Source organism: Pantoea sp. Cr_R13 (assembly GCF_029222565.1).
Lineage (GTDB): Bacteria > Pseudomonadota > Gammaproteobacteria > Enterobacterales > Enterobacteriaceae > Pantoea > Pantoea eucalypti.
The window spans coordinates 446,403-467,986 of sequence record NZ_JARHXL010000013.1 but is presented as its reverse complement, the minus strand read 5'-3'; the positions used below and the strand labels follow the sequence as shown (position 1 = coordinate 467,986).

The following is a 21,584-nucleotide window of genomic DNA, read 5'->3' as shown; positions in this document are numbered from 1 at the left end:
TGGTTTCTTACGCTGCCGTAATTCCCCAGGCAGCGGCATTTCCTGTCAAAATCCCGCTGCATTCAGCAGGGAAATTTCTCTGCCAGCCCCTGACGAATCAGGGCGACAAAAACGTTAATGCCATGCGGGATCAGCGCATCATTGAAGTCGTAAGCGGCATGGTGCAGCGGCTTGCAGGGTGCCGATCCCAGCCACAGATAGGCACCGGGGCGCGCCTGCAGCATAAAAGCAAAATCTTCTGAGGTCAGCGCGGGCTGTGGTGCGAGGTCAGCCGGGATGCCCGCCTGCTTTAGCGCCTCAAGGGAAAACTGCGCTTCCGTTGCGCTGTTGATCGTCGCCGGGTAGTAGCGCCGATAGCTGACCTCTGCGTGCAGGCCGTGGGCGGCGGTGATGTGCGCCGCCATCTGGCGCAAACGCGCTTCAATCGTATCCTGTGCGGTCGGGCTGAAGGTGCGCACCGTGCCGGTGATGTTCGCCTCTGCCGGGATCATGTTGTGTGAAAAGCCACCCTGCATTCGGGTAACGGTGAGCAGCGCGGTTTCGCATGGGTCGAGTGCGCGTGAAACCAGGGTATTCAGCTGCACCACCAGCTCACTGGTCGCAAGAAGCGTATCGCATGTGAGATGAGGCTGCGCAGCGTGACCGCCTCCACCCAGCACCCGAATATCAAAGCGGTCGGCTGCCGCCATGATGGCGCCGGGCCGGGTCTGCACCTGACCGAGGGGCAGTTCAGGCCAGTTATGAATGGCGTAGACCGCCTCACAGGGAAAGCGGCTGAAAAGGCCATCCTCGATCATCGCCTTTGCGCCCGCCTGCCCCTCTTCGGCAGGCTGAAAGATAAAGCAGACGCTGCCGTCAAAGCTGACGTCGCGCGCCAGTTTTTCGGCGGCCCCCAGCAGCATCACAGTATGACCGTCATGGCCGCAGGCGTGACTCACCTGCTCTGCCTGGCTTTGCCAGTCTGTGCCGCTCTGATCCTGCATCGGCAACGCATCCATATCGGCGCGCAGGCCGATCATGCGGTCACTGCTGCCCTTTTTCAGTATCCCGACCACGCCGGTTTTACCGATGCCGCGATGCACCTCAATGCCCAGCTGTTGCAGGAAATTCGCCACTATGTCGCTGGTGCGCTGCTCCTGAAAGCCCAGCTCCGGGTGCGCATGCAGATCGCGGCGCAGTGCCACTAAATGTTCCATCTTAATATCCTCGCGAACGGTCAATTTCACCGTGCAGCGGTTCGCCACGCTGGTAGCGCCGCAGGTTTTCCAGCAGTGCCGCAATGGCGCTCTCATTCTGCGTCTGGCTGGCAATGTGTGGGGTGAGCCAGATGGCGGGATGGTGCCAGAACGGATGATCCGGTGGTAACGGCTCCGGGTCGGTGACATCAATCACGGCAGCACGGAGCTGACCGCTCTCCAGCGCGTCGAGCAGATCGTCATGGTTCAGTTGCGGGCCGCGACCGGCCTGCACCAGCGCCGCGCCCTGGGGTAACTGATTGAACAGGGTGTGGTTCAGCAAACCCCGCGTCGTGTCGGTCAGCGGCAGCAGGCAGATCAGAATCTCGCTGTGCGCCAGGAAATCAGCGAGCTGATCTGCGCCGTGCCAGCAGCGTACACCAGGAAACTGGCGTGGTGTGCGGCTCCAGCCTGCGCAGTCAAAACCCAGCGCCACCAGTTGCGCTAACGCGGCCTGACCCAGTTCGCCCAGTCCCATCACGCCGACCCGCCGCTGTGAGGCGGGTAATGCCGCATGTGCGAGCCACTGCTGCTGGCGCTGCTGATGAAAATAGCGCGGCATATCACGATGCAGCCCGAGCACCGCAAAGGTGACATATTCCACCATGCCCTGCGTCAGGCCCGGTTCGATCATCCTGATTACCGGCAGGTCGGGCGGCAGCACACTGAAGTCAAACTGATCGGCGCCGGCACCTACCGAGAAGAGCAGTTTCAGGTGTGGAAACCGCGCCGGAATATCTGCCGGAGGCTGCCAGGCAACCAGCGCCTCAACCTGGTCTGGATCACCGGTCTCTGGCCAGATATGCAGGTGAATATCAGGTGCATGTTCTGCCAGCCAGCGCTGCCAGATCCGCCCACGTTCCGGATCCGATTTATAGACGATATGCATCAGGCCATCGCCTGCGTCATCAATCCAAACGCCTGCATACTCTGCGGTGTCCAGGGCGTGCCGCGCACCATTGTGGTGGGCGCATCGACCTGAGAAATACCCAGGCTCTCAAGCCAGGCCGCCATCGGCAGCGCGGCGTCGGTGTCAATTCGCAGGAATTCACCCTGTAGCGACTGCATCAGCGAGGCGACCAGCGCCTGCGCGATCGCAAAGTCAGCTGCGATCACCGGGCCAATTGCCCAACCGTGCCCAAAGCGGCGCAGGCCGGCGAAGCCCTGAATCTGCTGTGCTGCGTCCTCTAAAATCACCGTCTGACAGTCGCGCAGTAAATGTGCAATAAGCGCCGGGCGATGCATACCGTGTGCCTGCTGATCCAGCATCACCAGCGTGCTGTGATCGGCCAGTGTCGCCGGGCGCAGCTGGCATCCCGCCGGGATCACAACGTCTGGCAGCGTGGTGACTTCACGGGTCTGGTGCTGACGAATCTCACCACAGCTGACAAACCCGAGCTTTTCATACAAGCCTTTGCCCATTTCAGTGGCGTGCAGACGCACGTTGTAATCCGGTACTTTTTCCAGTTGCGCCAGCATCAGCTGTTTGCCGAGACCACGCCCCTGCTGCTGGTTGTCGACAATCACCAGACCCAGCGTGGCCGCACTGTCGCCCCAGCGCCAGAGCACGGCGCTGCCAATCAGCCTGCCCTGCTCTTCAATCACTGTGCCCTCGCCCAGCTGCAGCGCCAGCGCCCAGTCTTCACGTCGGTGGGGCCATTTCAGTGCCTGCGTCATGCTGAAGCACGGGTCAAGATCGTCTGGCGTCATTGCGCGTATTGTCAGGCTCATTAAAACTCTCCTTACATCATGCCTGGTGTTTCAAGTCCGCTGCCGTCCACCAGACGGCTGTAGCGGTACGGCGTTGGATCAACGATAGGGGTGGCTTCGGTGGCAAGATCCGCCGCCAGTCGACCAGCTCCCGGTCCGATACCGAAGCCGTGGGCGCTGTAACCTGCAGACAACACCAGCCCCGGCAGTTTCGCCACGGTGGAGATCACCGGAATCGCGTCCGGGGTACTGTCAATCATGCCGCCCCACGACTGCGCCAGCCGGAGGTTCGCCAGCGCCGGGTATTCACGCCGCATCGCCGCCAGCCCCTCTTCCACGATTTTTGCATCGGCAGCCGGATCGAGAATGCGCATGCGTTCAAACGGTGACTCGCGGTCAAATGCCCAGCCACCCATCGCCTCCGGGCCGTTGAAGAACGGCGACAGTCCAAGGTTCAGGGTGAGATTCTTGCGGCGACTTTTAAATGTGGGATAGAACTGGCGAGCGTAACGCAGCCCCTGTGCGCCGGGCTCCAGACGCCCGCGACCCGAGACGGACACGGTGTAACTGCCGTCCATCTGCGGCCGACAGGCAAAGCCCGGCGTGTAGAGCGGCATGGCGATCGCCTGCTCGATAGGCTGGGTACGGAAAGCGGTGCCAATGACGTTGCCCAGTGGCAGATCAATGCCATGACGACGGCAGAACATCGAGGTCCAGGCCCCGCCGGCGCAGATAACCCGGCTGGTTTTGATCAGACCGCGTTCGGTCCAGACGCCGCTGACACGGCCGCCAGCGATATCCAGCCCGCGCACCGCACACTGCTGAAACAGCATTGCGCCTTTTTTCAGCGCGCCCGCCACCAGCCCAGGCGCAGCGAGGCGCGGTTCGGCGTGGCCGTCGGTCGGCGCTGAGAGACCGCCCCGCCAGGTAGTGGTGCTGCCCGGCGTCATTGCTTTGGCCTGCTCCGCCGTGAGAATCGAACTGTTTACGCCATAGCCCTTTGCCATCTGGATCCACTTGTCCCAGGCCGCAATGTCCGACTCTTCCTGCGTGGCGTAGACCAGACCACTGCGCCGGAACCCAAGCTCTTCGCCGGTTTCATCATTTAGCTCACCCCAGCGTTGCAGCGCATAAATAATCAGCGGCAGTTCGCGCTCATCGCGGTTCTGCTGACGACACCAGCCCCAGTTGCGGCTCGACTGCTCTGCCCCTACCAGGCCTTTCTCAATCAGCACAACCTTCACTCCCTGCTTTGCCAGCTCCCAGGTGGCTGCGGCACCGGCAATACCGGCGCCAATCACCACCACATCGGCGGAATCAGGGAAATTCGCACTGTCCTGTACATAACGAATGGGTGCAGGCATAACACAATAACCTCTGTTGTCAGTATCGGGTCTGGCGCAGGGCAACATCGCCGCTGTGCGTAAGTACGTCGCCTGCGCAATGCATCACTGCTCTGCAGGCGGGTAAATCAGAGCGCGCTAACTCACTCTGCTTTTAAAATCTCTTCATGCTCATCCAGCCAGCCCTGACGCAGCTCCGGCACCGCGCGCTTCAGCCGCTCGAAATAGAGTTCACTGGTCGGCTTGTCGTAGTCGTTGCGCGCCAGCTGGGTGACGATGCGACCGCTCTTCATTACCACAATTTCGTCGCACACCGCGCGAACGGCATGCATGTCGTGGCTGATAAAGATCACCGAGAGCCCCAGCTCACGGCGCAGCTCGCTGATTAAGTCGAGTACGGCGGCGGCAACCACGGTATCCAGCGCCGAGGTCACTTCATCACACAGGATCAGGTCCGGTTCAGCCGCCAGCGCACGCGCAAGATTGACGCGCTGCTTTTGCCCGCCAGAAAGTGCCCAGGGACGCCGCCACAACACGCTGCGTGGCAGCTGTACCAGATCCAGTAGCTGATAAAGTCGCTGCTGGCGGGCCGAACCACTCAGGCCGTGAAACAGCGTCAGCGGTCGCGACAGGATACGTTCGACGCTGTGGGCCGGATTCAATGCGGTATCCGCCATCTGGAACACATACTGAATGCGCCGCAGCTCGTTGTCAGGGCGTTTTTGCATATCGCCCGCAATGTAGTGGCCGTTAAACAGGATGTGGCCGTGACTGGGGGCATTAAGACCGGCAATGGCGTGCGCCAGGGTGGTTTTGCCCGAGCCTGATTCACCGATAATGCCAATCGCCTGTCCTTTCCACAGTTTGAGGTTGATCTCCTCCAGAATGCGCACTTTCGGGTGGCCGTCGCTGCCACGCGGGCCATAACCTGCGTTGAGGTCGCGCACCTCCAGCAGCGGCTGAATATCAGCAGCGGCCGGGCACCAGTTGCTGGGCCGCTCTTTCTGCCGCGCGGCGTCCATCAGTAAACGGGTGTACTCCGCCTTAGGCGCGCCAATCAGATGCGCCGTGCTGCCATACTCCGCCATTTTGCCGCGCAGTAGCACCAGAATCCGGTCAGCCATCTGTGCCACCACGGCCAGATCGTGACTGACGTAAATCGCGGTGACCCCACGCTGCACCACCACGCGGCGAAACGCTTTCAGCACTTCCACCTGGGTGGTCACATCCAGTGCGGTGGTCGGTTCATCGAGGATCACCACATCGGGATCGCCAATCAGCGCCATCGCCGTCATCAGACGCTGTAGCTGTCCGCCCGATACCTGGTGCGGAAAACGGTCGCCAATGGTCTCGGGGTTCGGCAGCGCCAGTTCGCGGAACAGGCCTATGGCCTTCTCTTTCGCCGCTTTGCGCGTCAGGGTGCCGTGAATAACTACGGGCTCAATGACCTGGTCGAGAATCTTCATGCCCGGATTAAACGATGCCGCCGCGCTCTGGGCGATATAGGCGACTTTGTTGCCGCGAAAGGCGCGTAACTGGCCTGGCGTCAGGCTGTTAACATCGGTGCCAGCAACGTGAATGTTACCGTCGGCAATGCGGCAGCCGCTGCGGGCATAGCCCATCAGCGCCATGGCGATGGTGGTTTTACCTGAGCCGGATTCGCCTATCAGCGCCAGCACCTCACCCTTCTGCACGGTAAAATGAATGTCGGAAACCAGGTCAATCTCTTCGCCGCGATCGGTCTGCGCGGTGACGCGCAGTTTATCCACCGATATCACTGGCATGGCGGTATGTGGTGTCACGTTCATGCTCCCTCCTTCGCCAGCGTCATCGGACGCATCGCCTGAAGGCTGTCAATAAACAGGTTGGCGCCAATGGTCAGGCTGGCAATCGCCAGCGCGGGCATCAGGACGGCAGGCGAACCGTCAAATAGCCCCTGCATATTTTCACGCACCAGCGTGCCCCAGTCGGCATACGGCGGCTGAACGCCCAGACCGAGGAAACTCAGCCCGCTCAGCAGCAGCACGATATAGACAAAGCGCAGGCCAAAGTCCGTCAGCATCGGGTGCACCATGTTAGGCAGGATGTCGTGAATGGCGATATACCAGCGGCTTTCGCCCCGCAGCCGTGAAGCCCGGACGTAATCCATGCTGCGCAGCGAGCTGGCCATGGCAAAAGCGATACGAAATGCGCCCGGCCAGTAGGTGAATACCGCTGTGAGGATCAGCATCGGCAGCGAGGAGCCAAACACCGCGACGATCATCAGCGACAGCACTTTGCCTGGGAGCACCAGCAGCGCGTCATTAACACGGCCCAGTAACTCCTCCAGCCAGCGCCCCGTTACCGCGGCCAGCAGTGCCAGCAGCGTGCCGATCAGACTGGCCAGCAGCGCCGCACTCAGTGCCAGGCCGATAGAGAATTTCGCGCCGTAGAGAATACGGCTCAGCATGTCGCGTCCCAGATAGTCGGTGCCCAGCAGGTTATCCGCCGTCAGGCCACCCATCAGCGGGCCGCCGCCGATGTCATCAATGCTGTGTGGCGCCAGCGATGTGCCGAATACCGCCATCAGAAGCCAGAACAGCGACATCATCAGACCCAGCCGACCTGACCAGGAAAGAGACTGAAAGAAACGCCAGGGCAACAAGAGAGTATTCATGCGCTTCTCCATTTCGGGTTAAAGGCGATAGTCAGAATGTCGGCCGCCAGCAGCAGCACCAGATAGCAGGCGGCGAACAGCATCACGCAGAGCTGCACCACCGGCAGGTCGCGGTTACTGACCGCATCCACCAGCTGGCTGGCCAGACCGGGATAGCTGAAGATGGTTTCGATGATGATCACTCCGCCAAACAGATAGGAGAGACTGAGTGAAATCGCGTTCGCGATAGGGCCGACCGCATTGGGCAGCGCGTGGCGCAGCACGGCGCGAAGCGGCGACACCCCTTTCAGCAGCGCCATCTCCAGATAGGGGCTGTCGAGCTGATTGATAATGGCGGCTCGCGTCATGCGCGCCATCTGCGCCACCAGCACGCAGCAGAGTGTCAGCACCGGCAGCGCGTATGCTTTGAGGTAGCTCAGCAGGTCGCTGTCCGGGCTGCCGAACGACATCGCCGACACCCAGTGCAGTTTGACGGCGAAAATCAGCACCGCCACGGTGGCCACCAGAAATTCCGGTACCGCAACCGTCGCCATCGTGCCGATAACCAGTGCCCGATCGAGCCGGGAACCGCGATTCATCGCCGCGATGATGCCGATGATCAGCGCCATCGGCACGCAGATCAGCGTGGTGATACCTGCCAGTTCAAAGGTGGCGGGTATACGCTGCGCAACCAGTTGCGAGACCGGCAGATGGCTGGCAAACGAGGTGCCGAAATCGCCCTGCACCATGCCGGTCAGCCAGTGGATATAGCGCATCAGCAAAGGCTGATCGAGACCCAGCTGCTGCCGTAACGCCGCCACCGTTTCCGGCGTGGCGTTCTGGCCGAGGATCATCTGTGCCGCGTCACCCGGCAGCAGGCTGGTGATGAAAAACACCACCGCCGAGACGATAAGCAAAGTCAGGATGCCGGCGCCAATCCGCCGGGCAATCAGGAACATCATGTATCGGTTCATCGGCGTACTCCTTAAAAGAGCCTGTTGGGCCAGGCGGGGATCAGGCGGTCAGCCAGGCAAACTCATGGAAGCGATAACCCATCATCATGCCCGACGGCCAGGCCTCTACCCCTTTAACCTTCCTGTTATAACCATCGGTGGAGCTGATAAAGGTGGGGATAATCGTGCCGCAGTGGTCATAGATCAGGGCCTGCATGTCGCCATACATCTGCTTGCGTTTTGCCTGATCGCGCTCACCGCGTGCGGCGACCACCAGCTGATCAAACTGGGGATTTTTCCAGCCCGATTCGTTGTTCGGGGCCGTAGAGAGGTAGAACTGAGAAAAGAGCATATCGAGCGTTGGACGCGGGTTTATCGAGCCATATCCGATCGGATCTTTCATCCAGTGCGAAGACCAGTAACCGTCGTAGGGCACGCGGCGTACTTTTACATTGAGGCCCGCCCCACGCGCCATCTGTTGAATCAGCTGTCCGCCTTCGTTCGCGCCTTCAATATTCGGCGTAGTGATGATCTCTACCGTGGAGCCTGTCATGCCTGCCTTTTTAATATGAAATTTCGCTTTTTCAACGTCGAGCGGGCGCGGCTTGAGGTCGGCGTTGTAAAGCGGATGCCACGGCGGAACCGGGGTGTCATTACTGACGTCGCCGTATCCCTGCAGTACCGTTTTCACCAGCATTTCGCGCGGCTGCAGGTATTTCATTGCCAGCACGAAATCTTCGTTGTTACCTGGCTTCACGTCGGTGCGGATGATCAGGTTGGTATACATGCCCGATTTACTCTCCAGCACACCAAATTCATTGCTGCCTTTAAGGCGCTTGCAGTCAGCGGCGGTCAGTGTCGACACTATCTGCAGATCGCCCGACATCAGGGCATTGACGCGTGCCGCACCGTCGGTGACACCAATCAATTCCACCTCATCCAGATGGGGCAGTCCGGGCTTGTAGTAGTTGGGATTTTTCGTGCCGATGGTGCGCGTCCCCGGCATAAACGTTTTGCAGACAAAGGGACCGGTGCCGATGCCTTTGCTGAAATCGGTGGTGCCATCCTTCACAATTAAAAACGGTGGCGTTGCCAGCATGTAAGGGACATCGAAGTTGGCACTGTTGAGCTCCAGCTGCACCTCATTGTCATTCACCGCACTGAACGATTTAAACTGATCGGCCAGCTTAAAAGCGATAGAGGCGATGGCAGGATCTTTGTGGCGGCTGAGCGAGAAGATCACATCTTTCGCGGTCAGCGGTTTGCCATCGTGAAAGGTCACCCCTTTACGCAGTTTGATATGCCAGGTGATGCCGTCGCTGGATTCAATCGATTCGGCCAGCGCCGGTTTCGCCATCAGGTTTTTATCCAGTTCGGTCAGGCCGCTGTAGAACATAAACTGACGGGTGTAATCCGCACTGTTGTTACTTTTGGCAGGATCGAGCGTGTCGGTGGCTGACGCATTCGACATCGCTGCCCGCAGTTTTCCGCCCTGAACCGGCTTGTCATCCGCCAGTGCTTCCCTTGAAAAACCGATCAGGCCGCTGCTCATCGCCGCTCCCGCGGAGAGGATTTTCATCAGGCTGCGACGTGACAGTGAGCCTTCAGTGATCATGCGCGTCAGTGCCGGATTTACCGCATCAGCATCGTTATTATCAAATTTACTCATCTCTCTACCCTCAATAGTCAGGCGAACCGGGAATGATGTTCTGGCGGTGCTGGTGACCTGGCGGCCAGCACCCGACGGGACGTTATGAAAGGCGATCCTTTGCTTTGTAATAGAGTCCTGCGAGCGGTAAAAACCATGGCTTGCCGTGATAACCGGGCAGCGCGGGCCATGTGTCGCGCTGCCAGGGATTTTCAGTGCGCTTTTCGGTCAGCAGATCGGCCATCACCCGCCCCATCCACACCGACATCTGCGTGCCGTGACCGCTGTAGCCCAGCGAATAGAACAGGCCATCCTGTTCACCCGCGTGCGGCAGACGGTCGGCGGTCATGTCAACCATGCCACCCCAGCAGTAATCCACCTCTGCCTGTCCCAACTGCGGCAGCATCTGCGTCATGGCGCGGCGCAGAATCTCGCCGCTGCGCGAATCGGATGTCGGGTTGCTGACGGCAAACCGGGCACGGCCGCCAAACACCAGACGACTGTCAGCAGTCGTGCGAAAGTAGTTGCCGATATTCAGCGAGGTGACGTAAGTCCGATTGTTGGGCAGCACCTGGCGCAGCAGCGCCGGGTCCAGCGATTCGGTCACCACAATAAAGCTGCCGACCGGCACAATGCGGCGCTGAAACCAGGGGAAAGGACCGACGTTGGAGCAGCCGGTCGCCATCAGGACTTTATCCGCCACAATGGTGCCCTGCGCCGTGTGTATCCGGTGCTGATAGCCTTTGAGTCGCTCTAACTTCGTTACCGCGTGATGCGGAAAAATCTTCGCCCCGCTTCGTGCAGCGGCTTCAGCCAGCCCGACGCCAAACTTACCCATGTGCATTTGACCGCCCCGTTTCTGCAGCAGGCCGCCGTGGAAATCGTCGCTGGCGATCTCGTCGCGCACCGCCGTTTTGTCGAGCAGTTCGATCTCCGGGTCCACGGTGCGACGCATCAGTTCATACGCCTCCCGCAGTCCGGCCACATGCGACGCTTTGCTGGCGAGCTTAAGCTTGCCGCACAGCCGGAAGTCACAGTCGATGGCTTCATCCTGGATCAGTTGCTGGACATAGCTCACCGCATCGTCGAACGCCCGATAGAAGCGGCTGGCCTGTTCCAGACCCTGACTTGCCACCAGCGAGGCGAAGTTCTGCGCTACACCGGTGTTGCAGTGGCCGCCGTTACGCGCCGAAGCCTGGCTCATCACATCACCACTCTCCAGCAGCACCACACTGATGCCGCTGTGCGCCAGGTTAAGCGCCGCCGAGACGCCGGTGAAGCCGCCACCAATCACTACCACGTCCGCCTGTGCGGGCAGCGGTTCGCGGGCGGCGCCGGTAAAGGCGGGAGCGGTGGCCTGCCAGAACGATTCCAGTTTCATGGGGTGTTCCTCAGAGTCCGACGACGCCAGGCAGGCCGCCGATATCTTTGATTTCGGTGTACTGGTAGTACGGATTCGCCGGTTCATGGCCGCGGTTGACCCAGACCTTGTTTTTGATGCCGAGATCGTAGGCGGTCATCAGGTCATAACGGAAGCTGGAGGAGACATGGAGAATCTCCTCCGGGCCGCAGCCAAGCTTATCCAGCATGTACTCGAAACCTTTCATCTGGGGTTTATATGCGCCCGCTTCTTCAGCGGTGATGGTCAGGTAGATGGGTGCACCCAGACGCGGCTCATGGTGTGGGATCAGGTCTTTCATCGAATTGGTCAGCAGCACCAGCGGAAACTCCTTAGCCACTTTTGCCAGCCCGGCGGGCACATCAGGATGCGGTCCCCAGCTGGCGCAGTCAGTGTAGATAAAGTCGCTGTCGGCTTTGCTCCACGTCACGCCCCACTTTTTGCAGGTGCGCTGAATCGCATTACTGACCACGTCGTAATAGGGTTTCCATGCGCCGAGCACCTCATCCAGCCGGTAGCTGGAAAAGTCGGTGGTAAAGGCATGCATTGCATCCGGGTCGACGCGGTCGCTGAAACAACGCTCCGCCGCGCCAGCCATATCGAAGCGAATCAGCGTGCCGTAACAGTCAAACGTGATGAATTTCGGTTTAAACAGTGCCATGTAACACCCTCGTCATTGTCAGTTGCGCTTAGAAATCGATGAGTACACTTTTCTGGCGCTGGCAGGCCTGAAACGCCTGACGCCCTAAATCTTTACCAATGCCAGAACCCAGGAAGCCACCGGTTGGAATAATGAAGTCGCCGGAGCGCCCATAGCGGTTAATCCAGACGGTGCCCGCCTCTATGGCACGCATCGCCCGCATGGCACGAGGCAGGCTCAGCGTGTGCACGCCGGCACAAAGGCCATAGGTGTCATGGGCGGCCATCGCCAGCCCCTGCTCTTCGTCGTCAAACGTCTGGACTGTCAGCACCGGACCAAAAATCTCCTGCTGCACTGCCGGGTTATCCTGCGCCACGTGGCTCAGCAGCGTGGGCTGCCAGAACCAGCCATTGTCGGTGTCGGCAAAACGCTCTCCGCCCACCAGCACTTCTGCGCCCTGCGCTTTTGCTGCCTCAATGACCGAGCAGACTTTGTTGCCCTGGCGTTCGTCGATCAGCGGCGCATAACGGCTCTCTTCCTGCCACGTGACGCCCGGTTTAAGTTCGCGGCAGAGCTGGGCCAGCCGCTCAACCAGCGGATCGGCGATATTGCGTTGTACGATAAGACGGGTGCCCGCCACGCAAGCCTGCCCGCCGTTGGCGGTAAAGCCGCGCAGAATGCGCTGAGCCAGTACCTCAAGGTCACCCGCGTCATCGAATACCAGTTGCGGACTCTTGCCGCCCAGCTCCAGTGTCACGGGTTTCATACCGTGCTGCGCGGCATCGCTCATGATGCGTTTTCCGGTCACGGTCGAGCCGGTAAAGGAGACTTTGCGCACCAGCGGATGGGTCACCAGCGCGCTGCCGGTCACCGCGCCACTGCCCTGAACAATATTCAGCACGCCCGCCGGTAAGCCCGCTTGGATCGCCAGTTCAGCCATACGCACGGTTGAAAACGGGGTCAGTTCAGAGGGTTTTAGCACCACGGCGTTACCCGCCGCCAGCGCCGGTCCGCATTTCCACGACGCCATCGACAGCGGAAAATTCCACGGGGTAATCGCGGCGATGACACCATAAGGTTCAGCAATCAGCATGCCGAGACTGCTGTCACGGGTTGGAAAGAGGTCACCGCTGTATTTGTCGGCGCATTCGGCATAGAAGCGAATCGCTTCGGCGGTGAACGGAATTTCATGCAGCACAACGTCGCTGATTGGGCGGGTCGAACCCAGTGCTTCCAGCTGAGCCAGCAGCGTGTCCTGCTCAATCAGATCGGCCCAGCGGCGTAACACGCGACCGCGTTCGCGCGGCGGACAGCCGGACCAGCCGCTGGTTTTCAGCACCTGATGCGCAACAGTGACAGCGCGATCAACATCCTGCGGCGTCGCGTCCTGCAGCGTGGCATAGACCCTGCCATCCGAGGGACGTTTTACCTCAAATGATGCGCCCTGGCTCTGGCAGTGCTGGCCGCCAATATAATGGCCAGCCGGAAGAGAAACTTTTTCAGGGTCGAAACTTAACATGGAAAAATCCTTATTTGTTACACCCATCAGTTGCTGATTTATTAGCGTTTTCACTGGCCGATTTCTGTGGCGTTAATAAGCTAATGCAGAAAGTATGCCAGCCGGGCAAAAAATAAAAATGCGTTTAAAACAGCGCAAAAAAATTTTCTGCCGTATTGCCGGGGGATTTTTTGCGGAATTGCCGAACAATTAAACAGATGATTTACTTCACAAAATTTATGCGCCCTGCTGGTGCAACCTGCACGGAAATTGCACCAAAGCGGATATTAGTGACCAGGCTGCTCATTCTTCGATTCCTGACTCACCGTTTACCGACGTGCCTCACATCCCGGATAAATTCTTTAAATTTTTAAAGACTATTATTTGACGCCGAAGAATTCAGGCTGCGCATCAGGCAAAAAAAACGCCAGCCGGATGATCCGGCTGGCGTTCTCTTAATATTTAATTACAAACTGCCAATGTGAAATGTTTTCTGTTCCAGATATTCATCAATTCCGTAGCGGGACCCTTCACGCCCTATACCGGAAAGTTTGACGCCGCCAAATGGCGCAACCTCCAGGGAAATAGCGCCGGTATTAAAGCCGACCATGCCAAACTCCAGCGCTTCCGCCACCCGCCAGGCTCGCCGGATATTCTCGGTAAAGAAATAGGCACCCAGGCCGTAAGGCGTGTCATTCGCCATCGCAATCGCCTCCTCTTCATCATCAAAGATAAACAGCGGCGCGACCGGACCGAACGTCTCTTCATGGGCGATACGCATACTGGACGTGACCTCACCGAGCACCGTGGGCTGCACAAACGTGCCGTTCCCCTGGCTGATGCCGCCGGTCAGCAGCGTTGCCCCGTGACTGAGCGCATCATCAATATGACCGTTCACTTTCTCGACGGCGCGGCTGTTGATTAGCGGGCCTATGGTGCTGTCTGGCGCAAAGCCATCGCCCACTTTCAGGGTGGCAACAGCCTCCAGCAGTCGTGCGGTAAAGCGCGGATAGATACTTCGCTGCACCAGAATACGGTTAGCACAAACGCAGGTTTGACCGGCGTTGCGGAACTTGCTGAGCATGACGCCGGCGACCGCAATTTCAATATCTGCATCATCAAACACGATGAGCGGCGCGTTGCCGCCCAGCTCCAGACTCAGGCGTTTTATGCTGTTGGCGCTCTGTTGCATCAGCAACTGGCCGATTCGGGTAGAGCCGGTAAACGAAATTTTGCGCACCGTGCGACTTTCAGTCAGCGCCGCACCAATCTCCATGGGCAGCCCGGTCAGTACCTGCAACACGCCAGACGGGAATCCGGCGCGCTCTGCCAGCACGGCCAGGGCCAGCGCCGAGAGCGGTGTCAGCTCCGAAGGTTTAACGATAATCGGGCATCCGGCGGCTAACGCTGGAGCAACCTTGCGGGTGATCATCGCAATCGGGAAGTTCCACGGCGTAATAGCCGCAGCCACCCCGACAGGCTGTTTCAGCACCAGGATGCGGCGGTCCTCGCTGGGTGCAGGAATGGTGTCGCCATAGATTCGGCGCGCCTCTTCAGCGAACCATTTCACAAAACTGGCGCCGTAGAGCACCTCGCCCCGGGCTTCTGCCAGCGGCTTACCCTGCTCAGCGGTCATGATGATCGCCAGGTCATCCGCATGTTCAACAATCAGTTGATGCCATTTTTCCAGCAGTGCGGCACGGCTGGCGTTGGTGGTTTTGCCCCAGCTGATGCGCACCGTTTCTGCATAGGCTATCGCCTGCTCCGTCTCCGTGCGGCCCAGCGCCGGAATGGTGGCCAGCGTTTCGCCCGTAGCGGGATCGGTAACCGGCAGCGTGGCGCCCTGATGCGCATCCTGCCAGCGTCCGGCAAACAGCGCCTGCTGGCGCAGCAGATCGCTATCGGTAAGTTTTAATCGCGACATAACATCCCCTTGTGGTCAGCTGATTCCACTTTATCGTGCCGGGTCAGCGCAGGATGTTGTTGTGCGTGGTGAGAAAGGTGAATGAAATAGTTTTTCGCGCTGTTTTGAAATTTTATGCCGTGCATAAACAGTTGCGCATCCGGCTGGATGCGCGCGCTTTAAATCTGGAAGTCGATAACCGGTTCATCGTCGTTGCTGTAGGAGAGCGCCTGACGTTTGATCTCTTCCAGTGACAGGTTGGCGTTGCAGAGTTCCAGGAACTGCCAGACGTAATTACGCTGCAGCTGACCGCGTTTGAGGCCGAGCCATACGGTGCTGGCATCAAACAGATGCGTGGCATCCAGGCGTTCCAGCTCTTCATTCTCTTCGGTTTCACACGCCTGGTCGGCCAGGATCCCGACACCCAGACCGAGTTTTACGTAGGTTTTGACTACGTCTGAGTCCTGGGCGCTGAGCACGATATCCGGTTTCAGGCCCGCCGTCTGGAAAGCACGGTCAACCCGCGAACGTCCGGTAATGCCCTGTCGATACGTGATGAGAGGATAGCGGCTGAGCGTGCTCAGTGAGACCGGCTGGTTCTGTACCAGCTCATGTCCTTTCGGCACCAGCAAGGCGTGATGCCAGCTGAACCAGGGGAATGCCGCCAGACTGCTGTTATTCACCAGCATTTCACTGGCGATACCGATATCCGCTTCACCCGCCAGCAGCATGGTGACGATTTCCTGTGGCGATCCCTGATTCAACTCAAGACGGACGTTGGGATAAAGCTGACGGAACGCTTTAATCACTTTCGGCAGGCTATAACGCGCCTGAGTATGGGTGGTGGCGATAGTCAGGATGCCACTGGTTTCATTGGTAAAAACATCAGCCAGTCGTCTTACCTTTCCTGCTTCATCCAGAATGCGTTCGGCAATTGTCAGCAGTGCTTTTCCCGGTTCGGTCATGCCCAGCAGGCGCTTACCACGACGGATAAAGATCTCCACGCCCAGCTCATCTTCCAGATCGCGAATATGGCGGCTCACACCCGACTGGGAGGTAAAGAGCGTATTAGCGACTTCCGTCAAATTAAACTCACAGCGGGCCGCCTCGCGGATGATTTTAAGCTGCTGGAAATTCACGATATTTACCTCCCTTTACATAATCTGATTCTTTGATGGTAAGAACAATTATTGATAACTGGAAATACTTAAAAATTTGGCTTTATGACTTTAGGGAATAAAGGGTGGGAGTGTTCGCTGCGCGAATGGGCTGAGGTGCACGCAGGTGCTGGGGGGTGTTCGCTGCGCGAACGGGCTGGGGTGCACGCAGGTGCTGGGGGTATTCGCTGCGCGAACGGGCTATGAGAGTGTTTCGTTCGCCTGGCGGGTTGGGCAGTTTCAGTTACGCCTCTGCAGGCGACCAACAAGGGGGCGCCAGTCGCCGCGCCCCCTTGACCCCGGGCTCCGGCCTGCTTCACCGCCGCTTCGCGGTCCCTTCGCTTCTTCCGGATTTCTTACGGACCGGCGGGACGCGCCATCCCTGGCGCGAGCCCGCCTCTTCGCGGCATCCCTGCCGCTCGTCCTGAAATCCCTCATCCGCTCAGCGGCTCTGACGGCCTCCTTCCCCACTTTTATCTCTTCTTTTTGAGTTGGGTACGTCATCGCTGTAAGTCGGAAAAATTATCTGTGGCTCTCTTCCTGGCAGGAAGAGTGGTCCTTCACCCTATCCACTGTTGTCTCTTCTTTTTAATGTGGGTTCATTGTCGCTGGTAGTTTTTCGAAAGCAGCTTTGGCTTTCAAACCACCACACAACGCTATGTCCGATAAAAACCAGGATATTACAGGCGGGGATTTACTAGAGGCATCCGAAGCGCTGAGGAACAACCGGAGGCCAGGATGAGCCGACAGGACGTCGGCGAAAGGACGGAACGCGCCAGGGATGGCGCGTCCGGACGGTCCGCGGGCCGCAGGGCGTGACGAAGGCACCCCGCAACGCGGGGCGCGCAGGCTGCCGGACGCCGGGATTGTTAAGGGGCGGGCGTTCGCCCCTTGACGCGTCCGCCTGCACGGGCAATCTGAAACTCCCCACCGCCTGGCGGGCGTAACCCGCTCAGTGGGCAGGCACCGCGCAACGTAATCTTCTCATTATGAAGGTGCAGCAAAGCGAGACCCGGACCGCTGCCAGGCGTAATCAGCTCAATACCTGGCCCGCTGCTAAGCGAGACCAGTGCAGCCCTTCCCCCGCTTTCAGCGGCCTGAATCCCCCACCGGGCAGGAAACCCACCGGCGGGGGTTTAACAGAGGCATCCGAAGCGCTGAGGAACAACCGGAGGCCAGGAGGAGCCGACAGGACGTCGGCGAAAGGACGGAACGAGCCAGGGATGGCGCGTCCGGACGGTCCGCGGACCGCAGGGCGTGACGAAGGCACCCCGCAAAGCGGGGCGCGCAGGCTGCCGGACGCCGGGATTGTTAAGGGGCGGGCGTACGCCCCTTGACGCGTCCGCCTGCACGGGCAAACTGAAACTCCCCACAGCCTGGCGGGCGTAACCCGCTCAGTGGGCAGGCACCGCGCAACGTAACCTTCTCATTATGAAGGTGCAGCAAAGCGAGACCCGCCCCGCTGCCAGGCGTAATCAGCTCAATACCCGGCCCGCTGCTAAGCGAGATCGATTCCGAACCCGCCCGCTGCAAGCGCCCCTACCCCACTAACATCAACTCCCGCTCCTCAGTCAGCGGCTTGTTCAGCAGCGACAGCAGGATATTCTTCACCGCCTGAGCGGATGGCGACAGCGGCAAACGGGCGGAAATGTTCAGCGACAGCGGCAGACTCAAAGATGGACTGTTAATGCGCGACATCCAGGCATCCGTTGATCCCACCAGCGCACGGGCAGCGGATTCAGGTAATACGGTCACACCCAGCCCACTGGAAATCGCTGCGGTCAGAGTAGAAATTGATTCGATCTCTCCAATGATGCGCGCGCTCAGGCGACGCAGTGAAAATGCCTCATCAACCCGCTTGCGCACGGCGCTGTAGTCGCGTGGTAAAAACAGGCTCATCTGTGCCACATCGGCCAGATCGACGCTGACACCGGGATAATCAGTGGCGCCTACCAGGAAGAGATCCTCTTTCATCAGCGGCATACTGTTAATTCCGGCAGTGGGTGCGCGATCGTACAGCACCGCCATATCCAGTTGACCGCTCATCACCTTCTCGTTCAGCACGCTGCCACTGTTTTCGTGCAGGTAGACCAGTACTTCCGGAAATTGATCGCGTACGGTTTGCAGCAGCGGCATGGTCAGCGAGGATGCCGCAGTGCCGGGTGCCAGTCCAATCGACACCTGACCGCTCAGCACCTGACCGGCGTTGATGACCGCTGTCTGGGCCTGCTCGCACTGGCGCAGAATGGTACGCGCATGGCCATAGAGAATCTTACCGGCTTCCGTTGGCGTAACGCCGCGCTTGGTGCGAATCAGTAATTGCTGATCCAGTTCATTCTCCAGTGTCGCGACCTGCTGACTGAGTGCAGGCTGTGCGATGTGCAGCACTTCTGCTGCCTGCGTCAGACTGCCGATATCGACGATTTTAACAAAGTACTTTAGTCGTCTTAAATTCATCTTGCCTCCGTCACTCACCCCGAATAGCGAAATGGGTCTGATCCAATCGCCCTGATAACAGAGATTTTGCAAGATGCAGGCCAGGTTTAAAGAGCTGCAGCCAGTGTCCAGCCAGATTTTTCCTAACGGCCCGGAAAATAAGCGTTTCTGATTACCTCTTAAGGGTTAATAAGGATCAGGAATGCGTAATCATCGTGGGTAAGGATCCCGGGCGCACTGTGACAGTGCAGACGCCGCGAGTCAGACGTGCATAAAAGTGATGACAGACTGTACAGTTTTAGTGCAGTGGAAACGCGTTGCACCTGATGAACGCTTGCAGGACCTGAAGCGTAGCGGTAAAGCGCAGGGTATAAATGTAAACGCTATCAGCAGGAATTCTTATCGCTGACGAACAGGGAGAAAAAAGTACACATTGCCCTCTCCCGCATGCAGAAGAGGGCAACGCCTGCTGATTAACGTTTTTTGCGGTTACGGTGCATATCGATTGAGACCGCCGCCACGATGATGATCCCTTTGATGATGTCCTGAATATAGGCATCGACGCCAACAAAGGTGAATCCACTTTTAATCAGGCCGAGAATGACTGCGCCAATTAACGTGCCGGTGATACGGCCCACGCCGCCCATCAGGCTGCTGCCGCCGATCACGGCTGCGGCAATCGCGTCCAGCTCGTATGACATCCCCATGCTTGACTGACCGCTGCTGACACGCGCCGCCAGGACCACACCCGCCAGGCCAGAGAGTGCACCGGCAATGGTGTAGACGATGATCAGATACTTATTAACGTTGATACCGGAGACTTTCGCCGAGGTCATGTTGCCGCCGATGGCGTAAACATATTTACCGTAGCGGGTATGTTTCAGGGCGATGTGGAACAGAAGCGCCACCACCAGGAAAATCACCACCGGCATTGCACCCTGACCAATTGAGGTAAAACCGTCGGACAGGAAGCTGATTGGGTTACCCTGGGTGTAATACTGCGCCAGACCGCGTGCCGATACCATCATGCCCAGTGTGGCAATAAACGGTGGAATCCCGGTGCGGGTAATAAGTACACCGTTGACGATGCCCGCCAGTAAACCGACGCCAATACCGGCCGCGATAGGGATCACCGCAGGCATATTCACCAGCGAGGGATACATCGGTGACAGACTGTCAGACGTCTGCGCCAGGCTCGCGGCAACCACCGCCGCCAGGGCAATCACCGAACCGGAGGAGAGATCGATACCGGTGGTAATGATGACCTGGGTCACGCCAACGGCGATAATCCCGATAATCGCCACCTGCAGGACAATCAGGATCAGACGGTTGGTGTTGAGCAGGAAAGACTGGTCACGCACGTACCAGCCAAACATTTCAAAAATTAACGCAATCCCCACCATCACCACAAAAATGCCGGTATCTTTCGGCAATTTATGACGCAGGCTGGCGAAAAAAGAGGGTTGCTGCGGGGCTGCCGGGGTAGCAGTAGCTTTCATATTGCTCATAGTGGTCTCGCGCCTCACTCGGATGCCAACGACAGAATGGTTTCCTGATCGGCTTCTTCTTTATCGAGGATGCCGGTTATACGCCCGCCGTGCATCACCATCACCCGGTCGCTCATGCCAAGGATTTCCGGCAGTTCAGAGGAGACCATGATGATAGCCACGCCACGGTTGGCAAGTTCACTGATTAAGCGGTAAATCTCCGCTTTAGCGCCGACATCAATGCCGCGCGTCGGTTCGTCCAGAATCAGAATCTTCGGTTGCGCCAGCAGCCAGCGGGCAATCAGGACTTTCTGCTGATTACCGCCGCTGAGGTTATTGATGATCTGATCCATGGTCGGTGTTTTGATATTCAGGCGACGGATCTGGTCCATGCAGTCCTGCGCCATCTTCACATGGCTGACAAACCCGCTTTTACCGCTGTACTCCGGCATGTTGACGATGCTCATGTTCTCCATCACCGACAGCACCAGAAACAGCCCGGACTTTTTGCGATCTTCGGTCAGAAATGCCATGCCCTTTTCAATCGCCGTGGAAGGTGAGTCGATCGTCACCGGCACGCCATCAATTAAGATCTCGCCGCTGTCGAAGCTCTCCATGCCGAACAGACTCTCCATCACCTCGCTGCGACCGGCACCCACCAGTCCGGCGACGCCGAGAATTTCGCCCCTGCGGACGTTGAAACTGACATCGGTGAAACGATCTTTGCAGGTGAGATTGCGCACCGTCAGGACATCTTCTCCGATGGCGCTGTTAAATTTCGGGAACAGCTGGGTCAGTTCACGTCCCACCATCTGCGTAATCAGCGACTGACGGGTATATTTCGCCGTCTGATCGCTGGCAATCCAGGCGCCGTCGCGGAAAATACTGACTTCATCAGTGATGTTAAAAATTTCATCCATCTTGTGACTGATGTAGATGATTGCTTTGCCCTGCTCCCGCAGATCACGAATGATGGTAAACAGGTGCGCCACTTCCGTTTCGGTGAGCGCGGAGGTGGGCTCATCCATGATGACGATATCTGAATCCCAGGAGACCGCTTTGGCAATCTCGACCATCTGCTGCGACGCAATGCTCAGCTCGCCCACCATGCTCTCCGCTTTCAGGCGGATATTCAGCCGGTTGAGCAGCTCCTGCGTCTTCTGATTCAGCCGGGCGTGATCGACAAAACCAAACTTCATTGGCTCACGACCCAGCCAGATATTCTCAGCGACGGTCATATAGGGCACCAGATTGAGTTCCTGGTGAATCATCGAAATGCCGGAACGCAACGCGTCCATGGTGTCCTGAAACTGCACCGGCTCCCCTTTAATTTTGATGGTGCCCTTATCGGGACGGTACATCCCGATAAGGCACTTCATTAAAGTGGATTTGCCCGCGCCATTTTCGCCCATCAAGGCATGTACCGTTCCCGGACGCACCCGCAACGAGACGTTGTCGAGGGCTTTAACGCCGGGGAAGAACTTGCTGATGCCTTCGGCTTCAAGCGCAAACGCGTTCATACATCACCTCCGTACAGCTG

Annotated in this window: 16 protein-coding genes; all 16 read right to left on the bottom strand. The window is 58.4% G+C overall.

The features are described 5' to 3' along the window. Positions 1–62 precede the first annotated feature (62 nt). The 16 genes from P2R09_RS09800 to P2R09_RS09725 all read right to left on the bottom strand — a co-directional run bounded on the left by P2R09_RS09800 (position 63) and on the right by P2R09_RS09725 (position 21,564). Complete coding sequence (locus tag P2R09_RS09800) at positions 63–1,196, bottom strand: M20 aminoacylase family protein (protein ID WP_275769150.1); 1,134 nt, start codon at positions 1,194–1,196, stop codon at positions 63–65. Between the two features lies 1 nt (position 1,197). Next, entirely contained in the window at positions 1,198–2,124 is a 927-nt protein-coding gene (locus tag P2R09_RS09795) for a glyoxylate/hydroxypyruvate reductase A (RefSeq protein ID WP_275769148.1), read from the bottom strand. Continuing rightward, the gene (locus P2R09_RS09790; protein WP_275769145.1) at positions 2,124–2,966 is read right to left on the bottom strand and encodes a GNAT family N-acetyltransferase; all 843 of its coding nucleotides are present in this window, start codon (positions 2,964–2,966) and stop codon (positions 2,124–2,126) included. Before P2R09_RS09790 ends, P2R09_RS09795 begins: the two co-directional genes overlap by 1 nt. A gap of 11 nt (positions 2,967–2,977) precedes the next feature. Next, on the bottom strand, positions 2,978–4,309 hold the full coding sequence (locus P2R09_RS09785; protein ID WP_275769143.1) for an FAD-binding oxidoreductase: 1,332 nt from the start codon (positions 4,307–4,309) through the stop codon (positions 2,978–2,980). Positions 4,310–4,431: 122 nt separating this feature from the next. Beyond that, complete coding sequence (locus tag P2R09_RS09780; RefSeq protein ID WP_275769140.1) at positions 4,432–6,096, bottom strand: ABC transporter ATP-binding protein; 1,665 nt, start codon at positions 6,094–6,096, stop codon at positions 4,432–4,434. Continuing rightward, positions 6,093–6,944 (bottom strand): ABC transporter permease, encoded by an 852-nt coding sequence (locus P2R09_RS09775; RefSeq protein WP_003852377.1) that lies wholly within the window; start codon positions 6,942–6,944, stop codon positions 6,093–6,095. Before P2R09_RS09775 ends, P2R09_RS09780 begins: the two co-directional genes overlap by 4 nt. Beyond that, positions 6,941–7,897, bottom strand: a complete 957-nt coding sequence (locus P2R09_RS09770; protein WP_003852376.1) for an ABC transporter permease — start codon at positions 7,895–7,897, stop codon at positions 6,941–6,943. The genes P2R09_RS09775 and P2R09_RS09770 overlap by 4 nt, the downstream gene beginning before the upstream one ends. 40 nt (positions 7,898–7,937) lie before the next feature. Beyond that, a complete protein-coding gene (locus P2R09_RS09765; protein WP_275769136.1) occupies positions 7,938–9,545 on the bottom strand; it encodes an ABC transporter substrate-binding protein in 1,608 nt (535 codons plus the stop codon). Positions 9,546–9,627: 82 nt separating this feature from the next. After that, positions 9,628–10,905: an FAD-binding oxidoreductase gene (locus P2R09_RS09760; protein WP_275769134.1), complete on the bottom strand. Its 1,278-nt coding sequence runs from the start codon at positions 10,903–10,905 to the stop codon at positions 9,628–9,630. A gap of 10 nt (positions 10,906–10,915) precedes the next feature. Continuing rightward, positions 10,916–11,584, bottom strand: a complete 669-nt coding sequence (locus P2R09_RS09755) for a haloacid dehalogenase type II (protein ID WP_003852370.1) — start codon at positions 11,582–11,584, stop codon at positions 10,916–10,918. 28 nt (positions 11,585–11,612) lie between these two features. After that, positions 11,613–13,082, bottom strand: a complete 1,470-nt coding sequence (locus P2R09_RS09750) for an aldehyde dehydrogenase family protein (RefSeq protein WP_275769128.1) — start codon at positions 13,080–13,082, stop codon at positions 11,613–11,615. 445 nt (positions 13,083–13,527) lie between these two features. Further along, a complete protein-coding gene (locus P2R09_RS09745) occupies positions 13,528–14,985 on the bottom strand; it encodes an NAD-dependent succinate-semialdehyde dehydrogenase (protein WP_275769126.1) in 1,458 nt (485 codons plus the stop codon). 158 nt (positions 14,986–15,143) lie between these two features. Then, a complete protein-coding gene (gene cbl, locus P2R09_RS09740) occupies positions 15,144–16,103 on the bottom strand; it encodes an HTH-type transcriptional regulator Cbl (protein ID WP_275769123.1) in 960 nt (319 codons plus the stop codon). Between the two features lie 1,557 nt (positions 16,104–17,660). Beyond that, complete coding sequence (gene nac / locus P2R09_RS09735; protein ID WP_275769120.1) at positions 17,661–18,578, bottom strand: nitrogen assimilation transcriptional regulator NAC; 918 nt, start codon at positions 18,576–18,578, stop codon at positions 17,661–17,663. A gap of 452 nt (positions 18,579–19,030) precedes the next feature. After that, on the bottom strand, positions 19,031–20,056 hold the full coding sequence (locus P2R09_RS09730) for an ABC transporter permease (RefSeq protein ID WP_275770668.1): 1,026 nt from the start codon (positions 20,054–20,056) through the stop codon (positions 19,031–19,033). A gap of 23 nt (positions 20,057–20,079) precedes the next feature. Continuing rightward, a complete protein-coding gene (locus P2R09_RS09725; protein WP_275769117.1) occupies positions 20,080–21,564 on the bottom strand; it encodes a sugar ABC transporter ATP-binding protein in 1,485 nt (494 codons plus the stop codon). Positions 21,565–21,584: the final 20 nt, after the last annotated feature.

What these genes read in the sequence shown, in the direction of transcription:
- P2R09_RS09800 (WP_275769150.1), bottom strand. Translation starts at nt 1,196, where the DNA reads ATGGAACATTTAGTGGCACTGCGCCGCGATCTGCATGCGCACCCGGAG.
- P2R09_RS09795 (WP_275769148.1), bottom strand. Translation starts at nt 2,124, where the DNA reads ATGCATATCGTCTATAAATCGGATCCGGAACGTGGGCGGATCTGGCAG.
- P2R09_RS09790 (WP_275769145.1), bottom strand. Translation starts at nt 2,966, where the DNA reads ATGAGCCTGACAATACGCGCAATGACGCCAGACGATCTTGACCCGTGC.
- P2R09_RS09785 (WP_275769143.1), bottom strand. Translation starts at nt 4,309, where the DNA reads ATGCCTGCACCCATTCGTTATGTACAGGACAGTGCGAATTTCCCTGAT.
- P2R09_RS09780 (WP_275769140.1), bottom strand. Translation starts at nt 6,096, where the DNA reads ATGAACGTGACACCACATACCGCCATGCCAGTGATATCGGTGGATAAA.
- P2R09_RS09775 (WP_003852377.1), bottom strand. Translation starts at nt 6,944, where the DNA reads ATGAATACTCTCTTGTTGCCCTGGCGTTTCTTTCAGTCTCTTTCCTGG.
- P2R09_RS09770 (WP_003852376.1), bottom strand. Translation starts at nt 7,897, where the DNA reads ATGAACCGATACATGATGTTCCTGATTGCCCGGCGGATTGGCGCCGGC.
- P2R09_RS09765 (WP_275769136.1), bottom strand. Translation starts at nt 9,545, where the DNA reads ATGAGTAAATTTGATAATAACGATGCTGATGCGGTAAATCCGGCACTG.
- P2R09_RS09760 (WP_275769134.1), bottom strand. Translation starts at nt 10,905, where the DNA reads ATGAAACTGGAATCGTTCTGGCAGGCCACCGCTCCCGCCTTTACCGGC.
- P2R09_RS09755 (WP_003852370.1), bottom strand. Translation starts at nt 11,584, where the DNA reads ATGGCACTGTTTAAACCGAAATTCATCACGTTTGACTGTTACGGCACG.
- P2R09_RS09750 (WP_275769128.1), bottom strand. Translation starts at nt 13,082, where the DNA reads ATGTTAAGTTTCGACCCTGAAAAAGTTTCTCTTCCGGCTGGCCATTAT.
- P2R09_RS09745 (WP_275769126.1), bottom strand. Translation starts at nt 14,985, where the DNA reads ATGTCGCGATTAAAACTTACCGATAGCGATCTGCTGCGCCAGCAGGCG.
- nac (WP_275769120.1), bottom strand. Translation starts at nt 18,578, where the DNA reads ATGAATTTAAGACGACTAAAGTACTTTGTTAAAATCGTCGATATCGGC.
- P2R09_RS09730 (WP_275770668.1), bottom strand. Translation starts at nt 20,056, where the DNA reads ATGAAAGCTACTGCTACCCCGGCAGCCCCGCAGCAACCCTCTTTTTTC.
- P2R09_RS09725 (WP_275769117.1), bottom strand. Translation starts at nt 21,564, where the DNA reads ATGAACGCGTTTGCGCTTGAAGCCGAAGGCATCAGCAAGTTCTTCCCC.